Source organism: Enterobacter cloacae complex sp. 394I7, assembly GCF_057320345.1.
Map to the genome: position 1 here is coordinate 70030 of NZ_JBXWCR010000012.1, position 22680 is coordinate 92709.

General features: G+C 48.3%; 24 protein-coding genes and 3 pseudogenes. 12 read left to right on the forward strand and 15 right to left on the reverse strand.

Features of this window, described 5'->3' with window-relative positions; all coding sequences use genetic code 11:
- Positions 1-186 precede the first annotated feature (186 nt).
- Both AC2FAP_RS22905 and AC2FAP_RS22910 read left to right on the forward strand, forming a co-directional pair.
- Positions 187-957 carry a TraX family protein gene (locus tag AC2FAP_RS22905; protein WP_045343610.1) on the forward strand — a complete coding sequence of 257 codons (771 nt, stop codon included), beginning with the start codon at positions 187-189 and terminating at the stop codon, positions 955-957.
- Between the two features lie 14 nt (positions 958-971).
- On the forward strand, positions 972-1295 hold the full coding sequence (locus AC2FAP_RS22910; RefSeq protein WP_014172383.1) for a hypothetical protein: 324 nt from the start codon (positions 972-974) through the stop codon (positions 1293-1295).
- Here the strand turns inward: AC2FAP_RS22910 and AC2FAP_RS22915 are convergent.
- Positions 1273-2076, reverse strand: coding sequence for a DUF4225 domain-containing protein (locus AC2FAP_RS22915; RefSeq protein ID WP_041163021.1), 804 nt, complete (start codon positions 2074-2076; stop codon positions 1273-1275). The two genes, AC2FAP_RS22910 and AC2FAP_RS22915, sit on opposite strands and share 23 nt — an antisense overlap.
- Positions 2077-2964: 888 nt before the next feature.
- Positions 2965-3978 carry a plasmid replication initiator RepA gene (gene repA / locus AC2FAP_RS22920; protein WP_014172302.1) on the reverse strand — a complete coding sequence of 338 codons (1014 nt, stop codon included), beginning with the start codon at positions 3976-3978 and terminating at the stop codon, positions 2965-2967.
- A gap of 657 nt (positions 3979-4635) precedes the next feature.
- Here repA and AC2FAP_RS22925 point away from each other — a divergent pair.
- From AC2FAP_RS22925 to AC2FAP_RS22955, 7 genes and pseudogenes are all read left to right on the forward strand, one after another.
- Complete coding sequence (locus tag AC2FAP_RS22925; protein ID WP_014172304.1) at positions 4636-4902, forward strand: type II toxin-antitoxin system TacA family antitoxin; 267 nt, start codon at positions 4636-4638, stop codon at positions 4900-4902.
- Positions 4890-5375, forward strand: a complete 486-nt coding sequence (locus AC2FAP_RS22930; protein ID WP_014172305.1) for a GNAT family N-acetyltransferase — start codon at positions 4890-4892, stop codon at positions 5373-5375. Before AC2FAP_RS22925 ends, AC2FAP_RS22930 begins: the two co-directional genes overlap by 13 nt.
- A 210-nt stretch (positions 5376-5585) precedes the next feature.
- The gene (locus AC2FAP_RS22935; RefSeq protein ID WP_100122922.1) at positions 5586-6983 is read left to right on the forward strand and encodes an ISNCY family transposase; all 1398 of its coding nucleotides are present in this window, start codon (positions 5586-5588) and stop codon (positions 6981-6983) included.
- A 231-nt stretch (positions 6984-7214) separates the two neighbouring features.
- Positions 7215-7484, forward strand: a complete 270-nt coding sequence (locus AC2FAP_RS22940) for an ECs_2282 family putative zinc-binding protein (RefSeq protein ID WP_001610304.1) — start codon at positions 7215-7217, stop codon at positions 7482-7484.
- Positions 7484-7951, forward strand: a complete 468-nt coding sequence (locus AC2FAP_RS22945; protein ID WP_048242157.1) for a hypothetical protein — start codon at positions 7484-7486, stop codon at positions 7949-7951. The genes AC2FAP_RS22940 and AC2FAP_RS22945 overlap by 1 nt, the downstream gene beginning before the upstream one ends.
- Before the next feature lie 42 nt (positions 7952-7993).
- Positions 7994-8365, forward strand: a complete 372-nt coding sequence (locus AC2FAP_RS22950; RefSeq protein ID WP_055313351.1) for a hypothetical protein — start codon at positions 7994-7996, stop codon at positions 8363-8365.
- Between the two features lie 219 nt (positions 8366-8584).
- A pseudogene (locus AC2FAP_RS22955) lies at positions 8585-8719 on the forward strand (ISNCY family transposase); the annotation flags it as partial.
- Positions 8720-8823: 104 nt separating this feature from the next.
- On the opposite strand, the gene AC2FAP_RS22960 reads toward AC2FAP_RS22955, so the two are convergent.
- Entirely contained in the window at positions 8824-11940 is a 3117-nt protein-coding gene (locus AC2FAP_RS22960) for an SIR2 family protein (RefSeq protein ID WP_100122923.1), read from the reverse strand.
- Between the two features lie 210 nt (positions 11941-12150).
- On the opposite strand from AC2FAP_RS22960, the gene AC2FAP_RS22965 reads away from it, so the two are divergent.
- Complete coding sequence (locus AC2FAP_RS22965) at positions 12151-13140, forward strand: tyrosine-type recombinase/integrase (RefSeq protein WP_014172315.1); 990 nt, start codon at positions 12151-12153, stop codon at positions 13138-13140.
- Positions 13141-13357: 217 nt separating this feature from the next.
- On the opposite strand, the gene AC2FAP_RS22970 is transcribed toward AC2FAP_RS22965, so the two are convergent.
- The 9 genes and pseudogenes from AC2FAP_RS22970 to AC2FAP_RS23010 all read right to left on the reverse strand — a co-directional run bounded on the left by AC2FAP_RS22970 (position 13358) and on the right by AC2FAP_RS23010 (position 18835).
- On the reverse strand, positions 13358-13699 hold the full coding sequence (locus tag AC2FAP_RS22970) for a type II toxin-antitoxin system YafO family toxin (protein WP_485453022.1): 342 nt from the start codon (positions 13697-13699) through the stop codon (positions 13358-13360).
- Between the two features lie 65 nt (positions 13700-13764).
- A complete protein-coding gene (locus tag AC2FAP_RS22975; RefSeq protein ID WP_230682133.1) occupies positions 13765-14292 on the reverse strand; it encodes a hypothetical protein in 528 nt (175 codons plus the stop codon).
- A gap of 121 nt (positions 14293-14413) precedes the next feature.
- Entirely contained in the window at positions 14414-15199 is a 786-nt protein-coding gene (locus AC2FAP_RS22980) for a DsbA family protein (protein WP_045343960.1), read from the reverse strand.
- Between the two features lie 28 nt (positions 15200-15227).
- Positions 15228-16694: pseudogene (locus tag AC2FAP_RS22985) on the reverse strand (conjugative transfer relaxase/helicase TraI domain-containing protein); the annotation flags it as partial.
- A gap of 1 nt (position 16695) precedes the next feature.
- Positions 16696-16881 (reverse strand): annotated as a pseudogene (locus AC2FAP_RS22990) (F-type conjugal transfer pilus assembly protein TraB); the annotation flags it as partial.
- Positions 16820-17578 (reverse strand): type-F conjugative transfer system secretin TraK, encoded by a 759-nt coding sequence (gene traK / locus AC2FAP_RS22995; protein ID WP_485453021.1) that lies wholly within the window; start codon positions 17576-17578, stop codon positions 16820-16822. The pseudogene AC2FAP_RS22990 and the gene traK, both read right to left, overlap by 62 nt.
- A gap of 11 nt (positions 17579-17589) precedes the next feature.
- A complete protein-coding gene (locus AC2FAP_RS23000) occupies positions 17590-18171 on the reverse strand; it encodes a TraE/TraK family type IV conjugative transfer system protein (protein WP_045409367.1) in 582 nt (193 codons plus the stop codon).
- A 5-nt stretch (positions 18172-18176) separates the two neighbouring features.
- On the reverse strand, positions 18177-18479 hold the full coding sequence (gene traL / locus AC2FAP_RS23005) for a type IV conjugative transfer system protein TraL (protein WP_045343954.1): 303 nt from the start codon (positions 18477-18479) through the stop codon (positions 18177-18179).
- 2 nt (positions 18480-18481) lie between these two features.
- Complete coding sequence (locus tag AC2FAP_RS23010) at positions 18482-18835, reverse strand: type IV conjugative transfer system pilin TraA (RefSeq protein WP_045343953.1); 354 nt, start codon at positions 18833-18835, stop codon at positions 18482-18484.
- A gap of 196 nt (positions 18836-19031) precedes the next feature.
- On the opposite strand from AC2FAP_RS23010, the gene AC2FAP_RS23015 reads away from it, so the two are divergent.
- Complete coding sequence (locus tag AC2FAP_RS23015) at positions 19032-19673, forward strand: Arc family DNA-binding protein (RefSeq protein WP_047366157.1); 642 nt, start codon at positions 19032-19034, stop codon at positions 19671-19673.
- A 32-nt stretch (positions 19674-19705) separates the two neighbouring features.
- Here AC2FAP_RS23015 and AC2FAP_RS23020 read toward each other — a convergent pair whose 3' ends face one another.
- Positions 19706-20101, reverse strand: a complete 396-nt coding sequence (locus AC2FAP_RS23020; protein WP_045343951.1) for a relaxosome protein TraM — start codon at positions 20099-20101, stop codon at positions 19706-19708.
- Positions 20102-20674: 573 nt separating this feature from the next.
- On the opposite strand from AC2FAP_RS23020, the gene AC2FAP_RS23025 reads away from it, so the two are divergent.
- Entirely contained in the window at positions 20675-21214 is a 540-nt protein-coding gene (locus AC2FAP_RS23025; protein WP_032636190.1) for a lytic transglycosylase domain-containing protein, read from the forward strand.
- A gap of 28 nt (positions 21215-21242) precedes the next feature.
- On the opposite strand, the gene AC2FAP_RS23030 is transcribed toward AC2FAP_RS23025, so the two are convergent.
- On the reverse strand, positions 21243-22064 hold the full coding sequence (locus AC2FAP_RS23030) for a DUF932 domain-containing protein (protein ID WP_333063166.1): 822 nt from the start codon (positions 22062-22064) through the stop codon (positions 21243-21245).
- Positions 22065-22080: 16 nt separating this feature from the next.
- Positions 22081-22374: a hypothetical protein gene (locus tag AC2FAP_RS23035; RefSeq protein WP_072163962.1), complete on the reverse strand. Its 294-nt coding sequence runs from the start codon at positions 22372-22374 to the stop codon at positions 22081-22083.
- Between the last annotated feature and the right edge of the window lie 306 nt (positions 22375-22680).

Below are 22680 nucleotides of genomic sequence, written 5' to 3' on the forward strand. Positions count from 1 at the left end.
TAAATATCTGTATTCAGAATAAGGATGTGGCAGGTGCAATGCGCGTGTTGCGTGATAAATCAGAATTTGCGGTGCGCAAGATTCTGGAGAAACTTAAGATTAAGGTCACAACGCAAACCGGCAGGGCATTCTGGCATTATGTTCAGGGCTGGCTGTTAACCGCGTGTCGCCAGGGGAATATTCAGCATGAATCATTCAGTACCCGACGTTCTTCCCGGTATCCGGAATGCCAGCCAGCTCAGTCCCGCTGCTCTGGATATGGTCAAGCTCCTCGCACTTCTGGCCATGATTATCGACCACACCAATACGGTGTTTCTGTCGCCAGCCTGGCCGGTGATGTATGCGCTTGGCCGGATGGCCTTCCCCCTGTTCACGCTTATATGGGCGATGAACGTACAGCGCAGCCCGGAACGACTGCAGAAGAGAGCCAGTCGTCTGTGGATCTGGGCAGTCATCACGCAGCCGGTGTTCAGCCTGGCCTTCTGGCATCACCAGCCCTGGTGGGCTCTGAACATACTGTTCGTGTTTGCCGGCGTCACGCAACTGCTTGCCCTGCACTACCGGCACGGCCGGAAAGGAATGCTTGCCGGATATCTGCTCCTGGTCCTCATGATTTGGCCACTGCATCCGGCAAGCTACGGACTGGCTGGAATTACGCTGGCCATCAGTATGGCAACCGTTTCGGGCAGCGATACGCCCGAAGTGCAGCGGCTGGCGGCCATCACTGCCGTACTGTCACTGATTTGTTTAAACGGGTTATCGCATCTCCTGAACCTGCCCGCAGAAACATTATTACTGGCCACGCTGCCTACTCTGGTATTCCCCCTGGCAGTAGTTTCCTTCTGCAGGAGAATCTGTCCGGAAGGCAGCAAACGTTTCATGCCGCGTAATTTCTTTTATTATGCTTACGCCGGTCACCTGGGGATTATTGGTCTGATACAGTATACTTTCGCCTGATTAGGGAGGACGAGATGGCTATCAGTGAGAAAGAGCTGCTTGAGGCAGGTTTCAGCAAGAGCGAAGTGGACAATTTACAGGGCCGGCTTGCAGCAGGGGGAGGCACCATGCAGCATCTCATCGATGCGCTCTCACGGCGGTTCCGTGTGTCGGTATGGATCACCGTCGCGCTGGTTCTGGTAATGCTGGTCACCCTTATTGCCGGCAGCCGGACACACATTCTTTCCGGGGGCATGAGCTCCCTTGTTGTCCTGATCATCGCCTGGGTGACCTTCCCACCTGCGCTGGGCTGGAAAGCATTCCGCCTGCAGAAGACTATTTCCCGGAAGGCTCAATAGTCAGTAAATCAAGCGCCACTTTGGCTTTAACCCCCCATCCCGCAATCTTAAGCGCCATTGCGGGACGTGGCGTACCGGATACTTTCCTGAAGAAATCGGGCCTGGTCCAGTACCACAGCCGTTGTGCTTCGGGTTTCAGCCGCAGACCATACGCGCCGTAGACCTCACTGAAGAGTGTGACTGCCTTATAGGTCCCCAGACCCTGCTGCCGGCTGAAGCCCAGAAATTCAGCGATCTCCATCGAGCCGTCAGCGAAAATTCCCTCCGTCTGCTTATCGCCGAGGAGGTTGTGCGCGGCTTCCCGTGAAATCGTGTTGAATCCATTTACGACAATCACCGCGCCGGCCACCACGCCCACCGGCGTCATCGAAGACATCATGACGATCCCACCGAAGATGGCCGCACCGGCCACCACGACGTCGACCGCTGAAATGATGTAGCCCACAATTTTGTTCTCGTCCCGGACAACCTTCACCTCGGCATAGAGTTTTGCATAGCCGGTTTTGAGCGAACGGGACTGTTCAAGCAGACTGGTGTTCTCTGCGCGCAATGCCTGCAGGCAGGCCATACAGTCATCATCCGTTTTTGCCCGGCGTGCGGCTTCAAACTGGGCCATGATAAATGCCCTGATCTCATCCACAAACTGAATCCGGATAAAACCATCCTGGAGATGCATAGCCGCCACCGTGTTGGCCGTGTTAACCAGTTTCCTGGCCTCCAGGTTGATCATGGTTTCCGCCCAGGCACGGGGGTTCTGGCCGGGTAAAAGCAACGTGTCCATTTTATCGCCTCGCTTATCTGTTTCTGAAAACATATTCCCGAAACGATTTTTGACAACAAAAAATGGGCACGCTGTCCTGCAGAACTCACTGATGCCGCATCGCGGCATGGAGGCGCCAGCTGAGGCCAGACAGGGAGAGATGCCGACGGGCGCCGTGACCGGCGTAAGCCGCTGCGGTTTGAAAGGTTCTGCCTGTCCCATCCCTTACCCTGCAAAGCCACATCCGTTAACCGCCACGCCGAATGATGATGTGCGCGGTCGGAGTGAGCTCGTCGAGGCCAGAGGCCGCTGACGGGCTGTATCTCCGCGTTAGCGCCGTAAGGCGCTTACGAGCGTGTACAGCGAGCTTACCGCGACGCTAACTGCAGCGGCTCTGATTTCTAGTTACAACATCCCTCTTAAAGCGAGGGTGTTCCGGCCCTTCGGGCCGGGGCGGCGTCGGTTTAGCAGGGGTCAGGTAAGTATGCAGTGTTGGGTTCTGGCCAGAACGGTGCCCGGCGCTTGCGACGGGAGGAACTTTTGATTTTGTTCTGAGCGCGCGGCCGTGAGGCCGCTGCATGCGAAGGCATTTTACGTTATCCACAGAGTAGCCGAAGACAAAGATCTACTCTGGAATGTAATGAACAGAGAGATAAAAAGGGTGAAGTAAGACTGTTTTGCGGAATGTCTTTTATTCATTTCCGGGTTACTTCACTTATTCGTTTGCGGATTTCTGTGTAAAAAAAAGAGACAGTGGCCATTGCGGACCATAACGACCGGCAGAACGTCATGGTGATCGGAAGGAGAAAGGAGTAAAGGATGAAAAATGAGCAGAATGGCCGAAAAAAACCAGCACGAAAAGCCCCAGTGAGGGGCCTGTAAACAGAAAGACTGTTGTTTCGTCTGTGATTAGTCAGGTGGAGAAAGCGCCAGATCCAGCTGGTAAAGATGCTGGATGGCCAGAGCCTTCAGGCGCTCAGATGTGCACCAGTACGCTTCGTCAGCCGGCAGGGTGCGGTAAATCCATTCAGACATTGCATGGAGTCGTTCATCTGCCGGCAGCTTAATCAGATTGTTGGCACGTTTACGCTCCGCGCCTTTTTTGCGGCGGTAAACGAGTGCCTCCCGGCGCTTACGGCCGGACCAGCATTTCCGCGCGGAATGGGGCTGAACATCATCATGTTCGCTCATCACCCCTTCCCGGATCAGCTGCTCACGCTCGGCGCTCTGGCGGAGCTTCTTTTCCTGCTCTTTAAACAGCTTGTCCATATCGACACCCAGCATCTGGAATCCCACGGGGGTGATATAAACATACGTTGGCAGCCAGGAGCGGGATTCACGATCCCAGGTACGTTCTTCCGCAAGGCCCAGAACGCCAAACCGTACCTGTTCCTCAATAAGCCGCGAAAGGCGTGACGCCGTCACCTCCGTTTCCGGAATGACATTGCCTTTTGCGTCCTTTGCACTGAGCTCTTTTGCAAGACGGGAGATGCACATGCCAACGGTATGCTTGCCGGCATCACAGAAGCTGATGAGCACTGGCCAGAGCGCATCGAGCAGGCGCTGACGTTCCGGACGGAAGCCATATTTACGTCCTGCTTTACGGCGGCCGGCGACATAGAGAGGGTGACGAGAAACATGCATGCGCAGGCTGATCTGCCCGGTTTCTTTGTCTTTTTTCACCAGGCGATTGTAGGCATGCCCGAGCTGTCCGGAGAGCTTTTTATAATGCTCCGGGCGATACCAGGCCGGGTTCTCACATTTGGCTTTTGTGGAATGTTCACCGCGTTTGCGGCGGGTCAGTTTTTTGACCGGTGCAATGAGGAAATTACCCTGAGTGCCGGCATCGACATCCTGCCAGAAACGGGTTAGCTCATCTTTCGGTAGATCTGACCAGTGAACAGAAATCTGATTGTCATTCACGGCGGCCTGTTCTTATGGCGGCCGGGTGTTGTTTTCTATGGTGCATGCGTTATAATCCTTCACAGGCAACGCGCCTGCTTTTGGACCCCCTGAATCTGAACCGCCCGCCAAAGTGGATACAGATTTCAGGGGGTTTGTGCATTCAGGCTCCGGGAAATCCCGTTACCTGCTCCTGAACGTTTTACTGGACACGTCCTGTCCCTGTTTGTTTCCGGAAGTCCGCATTTCTTCCGTAAAACCATCTTCTGCCACCCGCCTGCCTCACCACAAAGCAGTCAAACCGTCAGTTTGAGTTAGGTCACAAAAGTAATCTGAATCAACAATCTGTCCCACCACAAGACGATCGCTGACGATCCGAATACTACCTTCTCGTAAGTTAATTTTCCAGATGTTAGGCCATATTACTACCCATCAGCGCGTGCTGATTGTCCCTAAGAAATTTTTGCCGGCAGCGCTCGTTGTAATGTCAGGGGAATTATGTGTAATCCGGTAAGCCTGCAGAGTGTAAAGAAATCTACAGGCAGGGCATTTAACTCAAGTCGTTACACTGTGAAGCTTTAGGATTATATCTGCAGTGAGAGAAAGTGTGTATAGCGTTTGCTATACATTATTCCTGTGTTATGCTCGTAAAGCAATTGCTATACAAGGAGCACACTCATGAAATCAGATGTCCAGCTCAACCTCAGAGCCAAGGAGTCTCAAAGAGCACTTATCGATGCTGCTGCAGAAATCCTTCATAAATCACGCACAGACTTTATCCTTGAAATGGCGTGCCAGGCTGCTGAGAATGTGATCCTCGATCGTCGCGTATTCAACTTTAACGATGAGCAGTATGCTGAGTTTATCGATATGCTCGATGCGCCAGTTGCGGATGACGCTGCCATCAATAAACTCCTGGCAAGGAAACCTCAGTGGGACGTGTAACAGCACCGGAACCTTTATCCAGCTCACATCAAATGGCTGAGTTCGTAAGCGGGGAGGCCGTTCTCGATGACTGGCTTAAACAGCGAGGGTTGAAAAATCAGGCACTTGGTGCTGCCAGAACGTTCGTTGTATGTAAAACAGGCACCAAACAGGTTGCCGGTTTTTACTCCCTGGCCACCGGCAGCGTTAACCATGTAGAAGCAACGGGAAGTCTCAGGCGCAATATGCCAGATCCAATCCCGGTAATCATACTTGCTCGACTGGCTATCGATGCCTCATTTCGTGGACAAGGGCTGGGTGCTGATTTACTGCACGATGCAGTATTGCGCTGTTATCGTGTGGCTGAAAATATAGGCGTTCGTGCAATTATGGTTCATGCGCTGACAGAAGAAGCCAAAGGATTTTATCTTCATCATGGTTTTAAGGCATCGCAAACCCAAGAACGGACTCTGTTTCTCAAACTGCCGCAATAGGTTCATTGGTAAGAAAGGGGTGCGAGTTAAATTAACGCATTGATATTAAACGAAAAATAAACATTATTTAACATAATCTTTGTTATGCGCACCAAGATTGTAGAGGCTCAATGCTAATGTCTATTTGTGGCTCATTAGGAATGTCCAGGCTATAGTTTTCAAATCTGTATGCCTAGTCAACGACTCACTTTTCCTGATGAGGAGTTTTTTATGGCTATACATGACGCCGGGATGTTTACCGTGAAAGAAATCAATCGCCTCAAAATCCTTCAGGATGTCATTGAACGTAACCTGCGTCCTGGCCAAGCTGCCGAGATGCTCGGCATCACGCCACGTCATTGCAGCCGTCTGCTGAAACGTTATCGTCAGTCCGGGCCGCTTGGTATGAATAACCAGAGTCGCGGTCGCACTGGCAACCGCCTGTTGCCTGCGTCACTAACTGACCAGGCACTGAGTATCATACGAGAACGCTACCGCGATTTTGGCCCCACGCTGGCACGGGAAAAACTAGAGGAAGTTCACGGTCTGATCTTGGGCAAGGAAACCATCCGGCGTCTCATGATAAAAGCCGGGCTCTGGATTCCCCGTAGACAACGCGCACCGAAAATTCATCAGCCCCGTTACCGGCGGCCATGTACTGGCGAGCTGATACAAATTGATGGCTGTGACCATCACTGGTTTGAAAACCGGGGTCGGCCATGTACGGCACTGGTCTATGTCGACGATGCCACCAGTCGTCTGATGCACCTGCTGTTTGTGAAATCTGAGTCCACTTTTACCTATTTTGAAGCGACGCGCGGCTATATCGAGAAATACGGTAAACCCATGATCCTTTACAGCGATAAAGCCAGCGTATTCAGAGTCAATAATAAGCACGCCACCACGGGTCCTGGTGAAACCCAATTTGCCCGAGCCATGCGCTGCCTCAATATTACCCCACTATGCGCGGAGACCAGTCAGGCAAAGGGGCGCGTTGAACGTGCCCACCTGACACTTCAGGACCGGCTAGTTAAGGAACTCAGGCTAAAAGGAATCAGTACGATAGATGCAGCAAATGCGTTTGCTGAAGAATACATGGCCGATTACAACCAGCGATTTGCCAAAGCCTCACGACATGACTTTAATGCGCACCGGCCACTGGCATTAACCGATGATCTTGATGCGGAATTTACCTGGCGTGAGCCCCGGCGGGTTTCAAAAAACCTTACTGTACAGTACGATAAGGTGCTTTATCTGATTGAGGACAGCGAATACAGCCGACGGGCTATCGGGAAGTATATCGATGTCTGGCACTATCCTGACGGGCATAAGGAACTGCGCCTGAATGATGTGCTGCTCCCCTATTCCACCTATGATCGGTTGTCGGAAGTTGACCCCGTCGCGATTGTTGATAATAAAAGACTGGGTCATGTGCTGGACGTTGCCCGCCAGGTCCAGAAAAAAAGGGATAATTATCGATCCCAGTCGATACCTTCAGGAGATGAGCCTTCCCGCAGACGGCATGCTCCGAGCATCAACAAACCTCAGCGATCGCTGAACGAAGAAGACCTGCTTGAAGCCATGATACAGCTTCAGGGTAGCTCGGAGGCCATTTTTGGTAAAAGGTGAATTTGACGCTAATTATAAAGGAAATCCCGGACTCACTGACCAGTGGCGATATGTGCGCTATGCTGGAGTCATTGCAATCATGTCCTGAGAATATTTCTGGGAAATGCAAATAGCTTCAATGATATTATATACAAAGATAAACGTCGGGAAGCTGGGGAAAATTTCAGTTTTCGCAAACCACGAACCACTTCGCGGTTAAATATCAATCAACTGGCGAGAGTAGAGTAAAACATGAAAGATAAAAATTTCAGTAGATCTATTAGCTTGCAGTGTCCTACTTGCGGTACTACCACACTACTCAATGACCAAGACATTGAGCAAGTTCGCTGTGCTAGATGCGGCAGAGAAATGACAATGAACCGTCTGATAGAGGAGAATGGCGAAAATATTCATTCTCACGTAAATGAGATACAAAAAGATCTAGAGAAAGAATTAATAAAAAATCTTTCTGATAAATTAAAAAAAGCCTTCAAAGGTAATAAGAATATAAGGATTAAATAATGACGGCATCTCTGGGTGATGTGTTTGGTGGTTTAGCATTTCTTCTCTCAATATATGCAACAATAAAAACCATCAAGTTCAATGAAAGACAAAAGGCATTAATTGAAGCGCAAGAAAAATTAACAAACCTTCAGCTTACTAAAGAAGCAAATGAACTGGAAAGCTCTAAAAAAGCTGATGTAAGCGCAAACATAGTCAACATTGGAAATAACAAATATAAACTTAAAGTATTTAATAAAGGTAAAAGTCCAGCGAAAAACGTAAGAATCGAATTCCCTGACAATAACTCACCAGTTTCAATGAGTGACGTTGAAAGTAAATTCCCTTTTGAATCTCTTGTTGCATATCAATCAGTTGACCTCATTGCATCAGGGGAGTTAGGTAGAGCAAGTAAGTTTACCGTAAGGCTAATATGGGATGACGACTTTCAAGATGGGAATGAAAGCGTCGTTCATGTAACATATTGAATTGCAACACTTAAGTGACATTAACTAGCTAAGGAATTCAAAATGAAGAATCAAATTTATAACCGTCATGGCATATATGAAATAATCAGAAATCACTATATAAAAAACTTTCCTTATACGGTTCAGTTTGAAGCTCTTAATGCAATAAATGAGCATATTAGTCTTATTATTGATGATGCATCAATACAAAAGAATGAAGATAACAAATACATATTTATAAATAATAACACTAATAAAGAAACTGATGACCCATTTGAAAGTACAGAAAGAAATCTTGCTGCTTACCTGTCAAAATCAAGTGGTATCGAAGCACTGTTCCAAGATGTGAATGCATTACAAAAATGGTTGCTCCAATCTGGTTTTATCAGTGGTGGTATAGCGACTGAAAAAATGCTGATTACAAATAAATTGTAATTGGTTCGCACAATGACGTTATGCTAAAGAGGCCGGTGCGGGAGATATTCTCGCAGCGGCCTTTCCAACATATGGACATTTCTAACGAGCCACTGATTAGACATTTTCACTGAGCTTTGACAAAGATTGTAGTAGCTAAATTGAGATGTCCGTCTCAAATACATGACGCGATACCGTCTCACCACAGCGTTCGCAGGTTAACAATCTCCGTGGCCAGCAGGTAACCGGCAACTGATGCCGGGCCTCGCTGAACGTGCACTGCGTATTACCCGCGAACGTTATGCTGATTTTTTTCCGACTTTGGCCTGTGAGAAGCACACCGAGATCCATGATCTGTATTTAGCTGATGACACAGGCTGGTTTATGGTTCCCCACAAGTTGCGGCCCCGCGTGTACATCAGCCGTTGAGTTAGATTAATACATCAAGTCAGATGCTGAAGCATTCGCACATCATTAATTCAATCAGTCGACTGATTATTTTCAATTAACTGAATGTTTTGACTAAGATGTTTATATCTGCTTTCAATATATTTAAAGTATTCTGAGCTATCCTGATCGTGATTTCTTGCATACATCATTAGCTCTTTGGAATACTTATGCTCGCGTTCTGAGTCACCATTAAGTCGCCAAATGATCGAGCTGGTTTTATAAAGTTGATACAAGTCAGATAATTTAGCAAACATAATAAAGATATCCCAAAGTAATTCATGGCATCTGTTGAATAAAGAAATACGCTGTATGAAAAGATATCTATAAGCATCAACAATTGTTGTTAACAACCCCCCCGTCATTAGCTTGTCAGGGTTTGTATTAAAAAGTTTTCGCCCGTAAGATACTAATGCTCTAATTCTAGTGTATGTATTTTCTTCAGAGCTCAAAACTAATTTTAGATATTTATCCTCTTCATTTTCGTTGAGGTTAACAAGCTGCAGGCAAATATTGTTAGCAACCAGGGTACGGCCATCCTTTCTTGCCTCTTTTTCTATTTTTTTTAGTTTTTGAACCTTGGTTTTTTTATTACCACTTTGAGATGCTATGATTGTTTTTGCTTGATAATATGAACTAGAACGATTTGGTGTGACCTCCAGAAGTCGAGATGCAATAGAAACAGCTTTTTCATCGGAAGTCATAGATAAAGATAGCATATATGTACATAGTAATTCCTCATAAGTTGAGTTAGTTACCTTTAATATATTTCTATCAGTCTCGACCACCTCCTGTAAAAGCTCTATTACTAGCAAGTCATTCCCTATCATTCTAATGCCTTCGGAATAGTAGAAAAGAATCTCAATAGTATCATCTGAGTTATTAATTTTAAGTAAATGATAAACAGACTCTGAAAAACTAGCTAATTCTTTGAATCTATCTTCATTTCTAAGAAACATACAATATGCAATACAGAGCTTGGTTATCTTTTCAGTATATGAATGTTGAGTCTGATAGCAGTATTTCAGATACTGAAATGTTAAAAGGTGGGCATTGCCTGGATAAAAATCTTGGTACAAAAGTGTTGTTTTAACGGATGTGCTGAGTTTTATTTTTATAGATTCCCATTCAGGCCCATAAATTATACCCATGGAATTATGAAGTATCTTAACTACAGTTTGGGTAGTCAATTTTGATTTTATATAATCTTTAATTAATGGATTAATTTTAAGAATCACCATGCTTCCATAATCATTCTTTTCAATTGATATAACTAAGTTGAGTGAAAGTAGTTTTGGGAAATCGTCTAACTTAAAATCGTGTTCATGAAAATAATTTTTGATGTTTTTGGCAGTTTCACCACACTCAAGAACTGACAATACTGATAGCAATTGATATAATCTTTTATTAACTATGTTTTCAGATAAAGATAAGGAATTAACATGATCAATGAGGTATTGAGGTACGTTGTCAAATAAACGTTCTTCACTAATCTCAATCGAGTCCTCTTCTAAAATGTCACTTAACGACATTACGTTTTTATATTCTTGTATCTTATCAAGTTTGGCAGGTATTCCTGATGTCAGTAAATATATTTTATCGATCTGATTGGGTGTGATTTTATCTCTGGCTGAATCAATATTTAGATATTCTTTAACATCATCAATGTCTAATTGCTTTAATGTTATTTTATTTAAATTAAGGTTTAATTTACTATATGTCACTAAGATAACTGACGTGGGATGCCTAGATTCTTTTGCTAGTGACACAATTTCACTTAAGAAGATAAGCAAGGAGTCGTCAGCATCATTTATGTTATCAATTATAATTAGTATTGGACTCTTAAGTTGGATTGCAAATATATTTGAAATGTTAGTTCCAATGTTTTCGTTTATTCTGTGCTCTGCTTGTTTTCTTGACGTAATTCCTTCAAAGTCTGTTCTAAATACTATTTTATCTAAATCATCAAAATATGCCAGGGATGATATGAATCCTAATTTTCCATATCCCCAGCCACACTCCAGAATAAATCCACCCTCTTCCAAAAGATACTGATGCGCACAATGTTGATCATAAAGTCTAATCATCTCATGTGCCTTTTCTAAAGGTAAATTGAAAGGAATCAATGATATGGAGTTATCTTTTTTTTTTGCTCTAGGATTAAAGACATCATTTATTGCCAAGGTCTTTATATCGTTATCAGTATGTTTGCTATTGAATATGATAGGTTCTTGTATTTCCCCTACATCAAGTAAGTTCTTATTAACTTCAGTGAATAATTTATGGCAATCAATTCCTTTATACGGATGAAAGCGTCCTTTAGCAATTGCGGGGCTAACAATAGTGAATAGTTTTTTATTATTATGTAGGATTTCACCTTCACTCTCAGAGTAAAATGCCCATCGTATATTATATGAAGCATCAAATTCTTCAACAATATCTTCAAGAGATGAAATGAATATGTCATCCCATCCACCATATCCTAATACATATAAGTTATCTGAGTTTGATAAAACTGAACGTATAGACTCTTTAACCTTGGCTCGCACACTGTTTAGTTGCGATGACGTGTGCATTGTATCTCCGGTGTGAAACCCATGTAGATGAACAACATTTACATTCTTTTCACTGAACCTCAGCACGGAGTTTATATTGCTATTATAATCTAAGGCGTGAGGAGTTATTTGCATGCCTCTTTCTTCTAAAACTGTTTCAATAAACGGGTCAAAATTTGTGGTTAGAATGTTTTCGACTTTAGCTCCGTTTACAGAAATATACTCAGAAAGTGACAACAAACCATTTGTGATATACCACTTACCTGTTTCAGAGTTTATTGAACTGTCTAGATATCTTTTCATTAATTTTCTTATATCATTTTGATCTCCGCCTGTTTTAAAAATGTACTCATAAATATCTTGATAAGCTTTTGTTCCACCACCTTCAATAATTGTGCGTGCTTCATCATCAAAAGAATTAATTTCAGTCAAATATTCCTGTATTATGCTCAGCATCCGTTGAACATTAGGGAAACCACAACCATTTTCGTAACTCATGGCTGAACCTATTAGAAACGAAATTTTTTTGTTTCGTTTAATGTCACTTACCAATGATTTTATTAAGTCATTATTATTAAAAATAGAAATTGACATACAAATTCCTGAGTTTTGGACTTTTACCCTTTTATATTACATTTAGGATTAAAACTCTATGTGTGTCATCACTTTAGCTAACGTTTTTTTCTACTTATTAAAATGTACGTTTGAAAAAGTAGACTCTCTGCGGTACGCTCTGACGGTACCTTTCACCCCCGATTTTTCACGCAGCGCGCCGGACATTTTCCGGTCCGGACGGAGCCCGTTATGACACTGATGCCCGATGATGAACCGGAGCTGAGTCTGCCTGCGGCGGTCATTCCCCCTGGTGAGGATTTTCTCCCGGCATTGTCCGGGCAGGACGCACCGGTCAGTCCGGCCCGGGCCTATCTGCTGTCCCTCAACTCCCCCCGCAGCCGGCAGACCATGGCCTCGTTCCTGGGTATTGTCGCCGGCATGCTCGGCGCCACGTCCATGGATGCCTGCAGCTGGGGAAGCCTGCGCCGCCATCACGTGATGGCCGTGACCGAGCTGCTGCGCGACACCGGCCGGGCCACGGCCACCGTCAACACCTATCTTTCGGCCCTCAAGGGGGTGGCGAAGGAAGCGTGGATGCTCAGGCTGATGGACGTTGAGAGCTTCCAGCACATCCGCGCGGTGCGTAACCTGCGCGGCAGCCGCCTCCCGCGAGGCAGGGCCCTGCCGCCGGAGGAGATCCGCACGCTGTTTGGGGCCTGCGAAGCAGATAAATCCAGTATCGGGGTGCGTGATGCGGCGATGCTGGCCGTCATCCTCGGCTGCGGCCTGCGCCGCTCGGAGGCGGTGGGGCTGGATTTCAGTGACGTTGTCACGCATGATCGGGCACTCAGGGTGCTGGGCAAGGGCAACAAGGAACGGCTGGCCTACATGCCTGCCGGGACCTGGCAGCGCCTGCAGATGTGGACAGATCAGGTCCGGGGTGAGCATCCTGGCCCCCTTTTCACGCGTATCCGCCGGTTTGATACCCTGACCAACGACCGGCTGACCGACCAGGCGGTATACCATGTCCTGCAGGTGCGTCAGCGCCAGGCCGGGATCGCCAAATGCGCACCGCACGACTTACGCCGCACCTTTGCCACGGCCATGCTGGATAATGGTGAGGATTTAATCACGGTGAAGGATGCGATGGGCCACGCCAGCGTCACCACCACCCAGCAGTACGATCGCCGCGGGGAAGCACGCCTCCGTACGGCGCGCGACCGTCTGGATCTGATATGAACTTAACAAGGTATCAAGATGTTAAGTTAACAAGATGCCAGGTTATGATGCTCGCAGGCTGCGCAATTTTCTGGAATGGTGCCGCAGCGGAACTTCCGTTAAAGTAGGTCTGCCGGCTATCCTGCTTCCCCTTCTGAACCGGGGTGGTTTGGATATGCGGGATGGCCGGTCCTTTTCGTTCTCTTGCCGGGTACCATACCAGATGTAGTTTTGAGGGTTATGAAGCGTGAAAATCTTCTGCAACTTCAGAAAAGTAGCTGAGTAACCGGGTATCACTTGCTGGCATACGTTCATGAGCCGGTGTTATCAGCCCCATCAGCAGAAAACGGCTGCTATCCCACATGTGTTCTGTGTAAATGAGATAGTGATCTGAGGTACGGTTGTAATTCTCTTGTCTGGCACTCCAGGTTAACTGGAAATGCAGGTTAACGTGAATATGCTGGACGTTAGCATCGACAGCGAATGGCGGGAAATCAAAAGGGGCGTCCCTTCCAAGAAGATTCGACGGTGCGCCAGTTGATTTATACGTGATGAACTCTGCTAGTAACTGGCTCTCCAGTTCAGGGTAAACGGCAAACGTGGGCTTGAAAAACGTATCCCACGTGACATGGCTGTACTAAGCCGTTAACGCCATTTAGCCGCAGCCCTGTTTCCTGAATCCAGCAGGTGATTTATGGCCTGGAGGTTGATTCCAGAGTCACGCACTTCTGACGTTCGTGTAATTTGATCAATCAGACTAAGGTAGTTTTTGGTCGCAATACTGACCATTTTAATGGCCTTAAAGAACGCAAACTCAACAGAATTCCTGTCATACGACTGAACAATGTTTTTTTCCGGCAGCATCAGAACAAATGACTCTGCGATACCTGCGACATGGATAGTATGATTTCTGATGTCGCTGGCGACTTTGATAGCGCCGGAGAAATCGCTATCTGCATACCGGGCCAGCTCGATGCGACTTGAGCGTAATTCTTCAGCCACGTCATTGAGAGCAACAGTGAGCTCGCTGATATCGGTTTTGTTGACTCTGGAGCCCATTTCGTAAACCCGTTCAACAATCGTAGGCTGACACGCAACCGCTTTGGGTTGCGGCTGGAAACTGGCAAGAACCAGTGCCACTGCGGCCTGCAGGTGCTGGATTTTGAATTTCACGACGGGCTCCATAATCATCACCTCTCGACGAGGCGCTGCATTTTACTACTGAACTTAACTATATGCTAAAAAAAGTTGGTTGCATATGTGGCTGGCACAGCAAACAGGAAATTGAGATCCTCTATCTGGACGTGGCTTTCCGGATTGCTACCTGAAGCCTGTCAGCGGTAACGGCTTCCGGGAATACCGTGATGGTGTCGGGAGTCGCCCCGCTAACGGGCATGACGATGATCCCCGGCGTTCCGGTGAGTCCCAGCGCCTCTGCCAGGTTACTGTTTTTCTCAAGGGACGCGGTATGGTCGCCAGGAGCCGGGGCGGCCAGTCCCGCCTTTGACGCTGCCCCGTGAATATCCTCCACCGTCAGTTTGCCTTCATTATGGCCGGTGGCGTAGATGGCATTGTGATAGGTGACATAGGCCTGCGGCCCTTTCTTTTGCCAGACCGTCAGCCCCTGCTGCGCTGCCTGAAGTGAGGCTTCCCGGCGACCAGCAAAAATTGGCCACTCCTTAAAGAGGTAGCGGACGTCCGGCTGCGCTTTCATAACTTTCTCCAGCTCCGGCGCGAAGCGGTTGCAGAACACGCACTGGTAATCAAAGAATTCAATCACCGCGACTTTTGCATTTTCAGGCCCGTAAGCCGGGGTGTCCGGATCATGCAGAAGGTTCGCCTGATTCTCCATCACGCTGAGTGCAAACATTTTCTGCTTACGTACCTCCTGCTGTTCCTGCAGCTTATGACTGACCGTCACCAGAATCTCCGGGTGGGACACCAGATAGTCGGCAGCGATTTCACCGATACGAGCCTCCTGCTCCGGGCTGAATAAGGGCTGAGGGGCTGAAGCGTGTGCCGTTGCAATAAAGCCAATGTATGTTGTAACTAATGATGTTGTTAATTTATGTCTTTTCATTGCCTGATTCTCATTGTTAAAAGGGGGATTAACGTTCTTTCTGAATGGTACGGGTGAGGGTCTGTTCTTCACGCTCCGGCATGCGGCCGCGTTCAGTATTTTCTGCAGCCCTGAGCATGTCGCGCTCAGCGTTTGCCAGATCTGCAATCACACGCGATGCCCGCGACAGTTCACCGGATGCCTTGTCAGCACCTTCCAGCTCACTCCTGACACCTGCCGCGGCTTTCATTTCCTGTCCACCGGTGTTTTCCTCACTTCTCACCCTGGCGATCACATCCGCATCCGGGGTGAGTGGTTCCGGTTTACGCGGATTAATTTCTTCCGGTTTCAGTCTGATCACTTCTTCCTGCGGAACGTCTGCCGGCAACGGTTCCGGCTGTCTGCTCCGCCCGGCTTCTTCATTGCGAATCTGCTCTGCCAGCATCTGCTCGCGCAGCTGCTGTACGCTCTGCCCGTCCGTCAGCGTGGAGACAGTTCCCGGTGAGACGTCCTGTTGTGTCCCGCCGCTCACCTTAAGCAGCCATGCTGAAGGGGGTTCATCGCCGGTCTGCCAGACCACGCCGTCCTTCGGGTGATGTCGTACTGCATCGAGCGCGGCCGCCAGGTCACTGACCACAATCGTGTTGCCGGACTGGCTTCGCTGCAGTACCGCACCACGGGCACGTTCTGTCATGACCATCCGGGTCTCCCCCTGTGTCATCCGCCCTTCCGGGCTGGCAATCAGGGAAACCAGGGCCAGGCCCGCACTCCTGCCGTTGTTGTCATACACCGGCAGCGCCAGCGCCGGTTCGGGAAAGCGCCGGGTGGCCGGGATGATTTTTGCCGTCAGTGACGCGTCCTGCATGCCCTGATGGCGCACCCAGGCGCGGCCAATGGCCGTTTTATTCACCGGCTGTCCCATTGCCCAGATGGCTTTCGCCTGTTTACGCTGCGTTTCTGGCGCCAGCGCATCGTGCGCCGTTTTGATATCCCGCTCCGGCGTTTTTACCGCATTAACCCAGTCCGCCTTCCCGTCGGTATAAATCTGGACATGCTCCTTCACACGCGAGGCAGAAATGTAGAAGGCGCGACGGGAGGCAAGTGCCTTACGCCCGCCTTCCGTGCCCTCAAGCGCAATGACATAATCGCTACTGGCCCCCTGAGCACCGTACCCGGTGACAGCCCAGCCGTAGTCAATATGCTGCTGCGCCCTGACGGCGTGAGGATTGATGGTGATGCGGCCGTTCTCCCCCTTCAGACGGATATTGCCCGTTTTGCTGACCGACTCGACCGTATAGCGCTGGCTGGCCATCTGTCCCTGCTCCTTGTCTGTCGCCGTGAACTTCAGCAGATCGCCGGCACGGACTTCCCTCTCGCTGCGGCGAAACAGCTGCACGTCGCCGGTGATGAGTTGCTTCGGGGAATACAGTCCAATCTTCCCCTCCTCATCGCGTACCGTGACCGTACTGCCGTTGCGGTCAACGGCCAGCACGTCCTGGTAGCGATCGCCGCGTTTACTGGCTCAGCGTGTCGGCTGCCTTACTGGCCCCGCCGCCAAAGCCCTGCTTAAACACGTCGCCGGCACCTACTTCCGCTGTGGCACCGAGGCCGACAGATGGTGTTGCCGCAGATTTGATACCTTCACCAAAACCTGACAGGAGGCCTGCAGCCCCCGCGTAGCCGACAATCATGCCGTTTCGCATACCCCTCTCCGCCGGCGTAGAGCTGGTTCTGCGACAGCATTACGGCCCGGACGCCCTTGCGCCAGAAATCACGCTCGCGCAGGCTGCGGGTGATGCTGCCCGGGTTGCTCATCCGGAAGCGCACAATGCGCAGGTGGTTACCTACAAACTGGCGTTCCGGCGTCAGGCGAACATCACTGGCGGGTGTGTATGCCGGCATGCGGCTGACCGGGTACTCCTGGTAGTCGTCCGGCACCTGGCCATTGACTACAGCGCGAGACAATGCGACCAGAGTTTTTTCGTAGGTCTGCCCTTCTTCCCATGCCTTCGCGTCATCGTTCTTGCGAAGTGGTGGTGACATTGGGGTGAAGCGCAGTGTTTTGCCGTTACCCGGCTGGGGTCTGACGTTCAGGCTCAGGGATGAGCCGCGGTCAGTCTGGATAAACAGCGTGAAGTTCTGGCCTACGAGTGGAGACAGAATTAGCGCTCCGTCGTCGGTTGTGCTCTGGTCATAGGCACCGGTTGGTCCGCTGATGCTGGTTATGAGTTCTCCGTCAACAACAACCTTGCTCGGGTTTGTGTTGCTGAGTGTGACGTTAAAGGCGGCGTCGTTCTCAAACGGAATGGCTGCGGGTGCGGAAGCGGCCCAGAGGCCGCTTGTAAATAGTCCCGCTGCCAGAAACACAGCAGCAGCTGCCGGTGAAATGCGAAATTTCATGGGCAGTCCTGTCAGTTGGTGGAAGATACCGGCTGGAGTTCTTCAAAGCTGTGGAGGTTAATCACACCATTGTCATAACTCAGTTTAAGTCGGTAGGTTTTTTCCTGGTCTTTCAGTGGCGTGGTGATTGCGCCGTTGGTGGTGGATGGTTTCAGTATTCCGCTGTACTGCACGGTGTTATCGTCAATAACGCGAATTTCTTTCGTGTCGAATCGGGTGGTGATGCCCCCGTTTTTGATTCGCTCAGCTTCAATATCCAGGGCTTTCTTGAGTGCGTCCCGTTCGGCGGAGGGGACGAATCCAAGAACCATTTTCTGGTTAGTGTCGACGTTTTCAGGGCTAACATTCAGCCGCCAGTAAATAAAGGAAGCGGCGAACTGTGTCAGGCCGGTGGCGTCGACACTTTTTGAATCTGATGCAAATGGGCGGTTAAACGTTAATGGCGTGGTGATGATTTTCTGGGTGGTGGCGAAATGCCATGCCAGCGAACCTGTTAATACGTTTCCCGCGCCCATAATTAAAGTTAACGCTGAAAGACCAATAAACGCATAACTAAGTTGTTTATCGCGCTCTCCTTTAATTTTCAGTTTCATAAAAACTATGCCCTCCAGTGCCGGAAACTTGAATCAGGAATCTGGCGAAAGGTTACTTTGAATAAAAGTGATGGCAGGTGCCAGTAACAGAAATTAAGTAACCAGTACGACCCCTGCCCTTTCTTCAGATATCTGACGAGAAACCAGAGCAGGCCCGCTATGATGGAGAGTTCAATAGACATATTGTTGAGGATGCCCAGTATAGCCAGAGGGGCGACAATAATAATTTCATCTAATGGCAAACCAAAATAACGGTCCTGCTGGTTCAGTGTTTCCGGGAAGTAGTATTTATCCTCTTCCCCGCTCATGGTTAGCTCGCAATCGCAAAACCAATGCGTGTTGCAATGATTACCAGCGGCACGCCCAGGAATGTGAGTGGGGAGCGGGTTTTCATATAAATGAAGACACCGAAAAGAATTTCCCCGAGGTAAAACCATTTAACGATTGATGAGCCAGAACCAAAGGTTGAATTAACCGTTGTGTTCTGTGATGCGAGAAGGTCAGTACCGGATGCGAATGCCGGGTGTGTGACCAGGAATGCAAAAAGAAATGCGCCAACTGTCTTTAAGTAAAATTTAGTCAGACGATTTTCACGAGCTTTGCGGAATAAGGACGCTACCGCCCATCCCTTACCGACGTTAAGGGCACTGCCTTTGGTTAACATGCTTGTTTTCTCCGAAGTAAACAAAAGTGAATCGCGTAAGTGCTTGTTTATGCGGGTGCAATTGTCCCATGACCCTAAAAAAAAAAAACTGTGACGCATGTCACATTTTTAGAAGGTATTCAGATTTATCCGAATATGTAAGTGAGTAGGCTTTGTTGACCAGTAAGTTCAGAAATGGCCTCAGGGATCTATAGCTATGAAAGTTAAAGAGAAAATGTGGGATGGTCGCGGCCGTCCACGGAAGTTCCAGCCAGGGGAGGCTGTGGAGTGGAGGTTGCGGGCGCCCGATAATTTGCTCATGGAGCTGAGAATATGTGCCAGAGCGGGTAACAGGAGCGTGAATGAGGAAATTATTGCCAGGCTTTTGTTGTCTCTGAATTATCAGACGGGTAAGCCTGTCATTAAAACTGCGGAGGGTGAGCGGCTTATTGCGCTGGCGGTCAGATTTGAGGAATGGCTTGGGAAATTACTTGATGGTGAATCCGTTGAGGTTGTGAGTGAAATTAAGACCCCACACAAACAGGAGCAATTGTGGGTATGGCGGGAGGGTGAAAGAATTTTGCTTCCGGGGAAAACTACCGGCTATAGCATGCGTATTCCTGAGAATCTTGCGGATGAAATCAGGGCGATGGCGAAGGTGCATAACCGCAGTCTGAATGATGAAATGCTCACCCGGTTAATGAATACTCTCGGCTATTTTACTGAAAGATTGCTTGACCAGAACGAGGATGCGCAGGCGCTTAAAGTGCTGTGTATGGAATTTGAAGTTTTCCTGAAGGAAAAAATTAAGGAGGTGGAGAAAAGCGAGCCTCTGTGGGACGAAAAGTCGTCTCAGTGATCGATGCGAGCCGGGGTTTCCGGCTCGCAGATTTATTCTTTTTCGTTGATGAAGTGCCTTGCTTCCGCCTCGTTCTCGGCGGTATTTATGCCGCTTAAAATCATATCAAGCGTATCTTCCAGGCTGCCTTCACCGTCTTTTCCTGTCATTTTTAAATACATCTCAGCAAGTAGAGTGGCTATAAGGACTGTGCCTTCGCGTGAACCTGCTGCTTTTCTTATGAGGTCTCTCCGGTATCCTTCGATATCAAACTGGTTGCCATCTTCTCCGTCGCGTTTATAAACAAGAAGGCCAAGCCGGATTAATTCATTGCAGGTGGCTGAGATGTTTGCTTCTCCTGCGTTTGCGCCGTTTTGCAGGTCCTGCTGTACAATATCGCGAACTTCGCGTTCAATTTTATCTTTAAGGTAGATGCCGACTCTTCCCATATTTCTTACCTGTTTTAAGTTAGTGTCGGAACCGACACTACATATGGCCTGTTGGTGGATTATCAGATTGCTGCGCAAAGGTGTAATGGATTGATGCTACTGTGAATTCCTGTTCTATACAGTAGTACAATCCAGCACCATGATGTGCGATAGTGTGACACTGTGCGATATATAATTCAATGTAATTACAGTATATCTACAATTGTACGATACATGTGAGACATACCGACACTAACAGGTATCAGGATTATACGATAGTGTAGTGTCGGTATGTACGACATTAAACGGTCATATTCCAAATGCGCGCAAATTTCTTACAGACATCCACCTGAAATTAAAGGAAAAATCTGCAAGACGAAGCCTTGCGTGGGGTGTGATGTTTTAAAGGGTTAGTAAAGAGCGGCATGTTAATACCGCCTACTGTTCTGACATGTTTATTTCGGACAGGTGTTAAATCCCATCAGAAGAGCGCTCACGCGCGTTTGTAGTGAATTTACTTGATTACGACGATCTGCCGGGGTATTTTTTAAAGCGCCTCTCCAGAGCCCGTTTATTTCGCTAAAAGGCCAAACCATGAAAATATCGTTACTGCCTGCTGCTTTGCTGACTCTTTCACTATCTGCTGGCGCAGCTCCGCAGATGTGCTTTGATCAGGCCGGGAAAGATTACCAAATTGATCCGCTGCTGCTTATGTCAATTTCGATTAAAGAGAGCCATCTGGTACCGGATGCGATAAATGGATCAAATAGGAATGGAACGGAAGATGTCTGCGGTATGCAGGTGAACAGTTCCCATTACGGTAAACTTAAAAACTTCAATATTACCCGTGAGCGCCTGTTAAATGATCCATGTATCTGCGTTTATACGGGAGCATGGGTACTGGCGCACAACTTTCGGTCATACGGGAAAAACTGGGACAGCGTGGGGATGTATAATACTGGACCGAGCAAAAAGCTCATTGTACAGCGCAAGGCCTATGCACAGGATATCAAAAATATATATCGTGTATTACTGGCCAGAAAAAAGTTACTTTCAGAACGTCTCGCGCCAGCTGCGGGAAAGGAGCATGATATTAAAATTGCAGAAACAGCATCGTCACATAGCGTGCAGTAAAAAGCCGCTCTGTTGAGCGGCTTAATTTTCAGGCCTTCAGTTTTGCAAACTCCTCAGCCATTTTCCAGAGCACCTGATTTAATTTGATGTCACCATCTATTCCGGTGACTTCCCGCGTTCTGGTCATCTTCCCTTTTTCCGTTCTGCCACGAATTCCCCCACGGATCACATTTTCCTGCACCACGTTAAACGTGGTCCATAAATTCTGGCCTCTGTCGAGCACACGGCGAGGGTTAATAATTTGCTCCGGTGTAATCGGCGCTGGTTTTCCATCGTATTTAAGTTCCAGGGCGGTCTTACCAAAAAGGCGCTGCTCAGGCAAAGTGAGCTGAATGCTTTTCATGAGGTCAATATTTTCATCAACCGCGTCAAATGTTTTCAGCACCGTGTAAGCGCCTTCAATAACCTGCCCGACAATATCCCCTTTGTGGGGTACGCGGATTTCACCAAAATCCTTCCATGCAACCAGACCATTACTGCAAACCTGACGGAACATACCGGGGATCATTTTATAGCTGCTTGAACCATCATGGCTATTCAGCAGAATAATTTCCGGTACTTCTTTTCCGTTAATCTGGTCATGATGGCGCAGGCGAAGCATATGCTTTGTAAAGTCGCGTTTATCCTGGTCACGTGTACGTGACTGAGTTGCATAATATGGCTGAAAACCTTCATCACGTAAGCGATCAAGAATGTTAATGGTCGGTATATACGTATAACGTTCAGAGCGTGAATCGTGTTTATCCGATGAGAAAGCGCTGGGAACGATGCGCTGTAATTCATCATTCGTCAGCGGACGGTCTTTACGGATCGAGGTAGGCATACGATAACGGCTTGCGAAACTGACCATTTTTATTTACTCCTGATTATTTAGTTAGAGATGAAGAAATAACGCGGTGAAAATTATCCAGCGGCATTGCAGCTGCCACCGGGCGACCATCTACAACCCAGACAGAGATATAATCCGGGCATTCGTCATTTATTAACGTCAGCTCAGTGGCATTCTCTGGCGGTGTAAAAATTGCCGGTTGTGGCTCCCCTTCCGTTGCTGCCAGGACCCAGCAAAACAGATCCGTGAACTGGGACGTGGTGAGGTTTGAATCACATCTTCCGGTAGATTCTTGAGCGGCGGTTTTGACGTTGACGTTTCGTGTGTGCATCCTGGTTTTCTCCTGTGGTGATGGTTGTCCATCTCCCTGGTGAGTTCTCTCGCGGCAAAGGGCAAAGGAGCAACGGCGAAGGGAGGAAGGAAAGGGGCGGAGACAAAAGTTTTTGCGGCACGCAAAAAGTTTTGGTGGAGTGCATTTCACCCCTTGGATGACGACCCGACGGTGCTACGACAAGCCCTCCGCGTGAGGACGCACGGGGGATGGCTTCACCGGGGGAACAGGATGCACACACCCGACACGTCGGAACGGCGTGGCGCCATTAAAGCGACGGCATCAGCCGGCGCGGTGAAGGCGTTC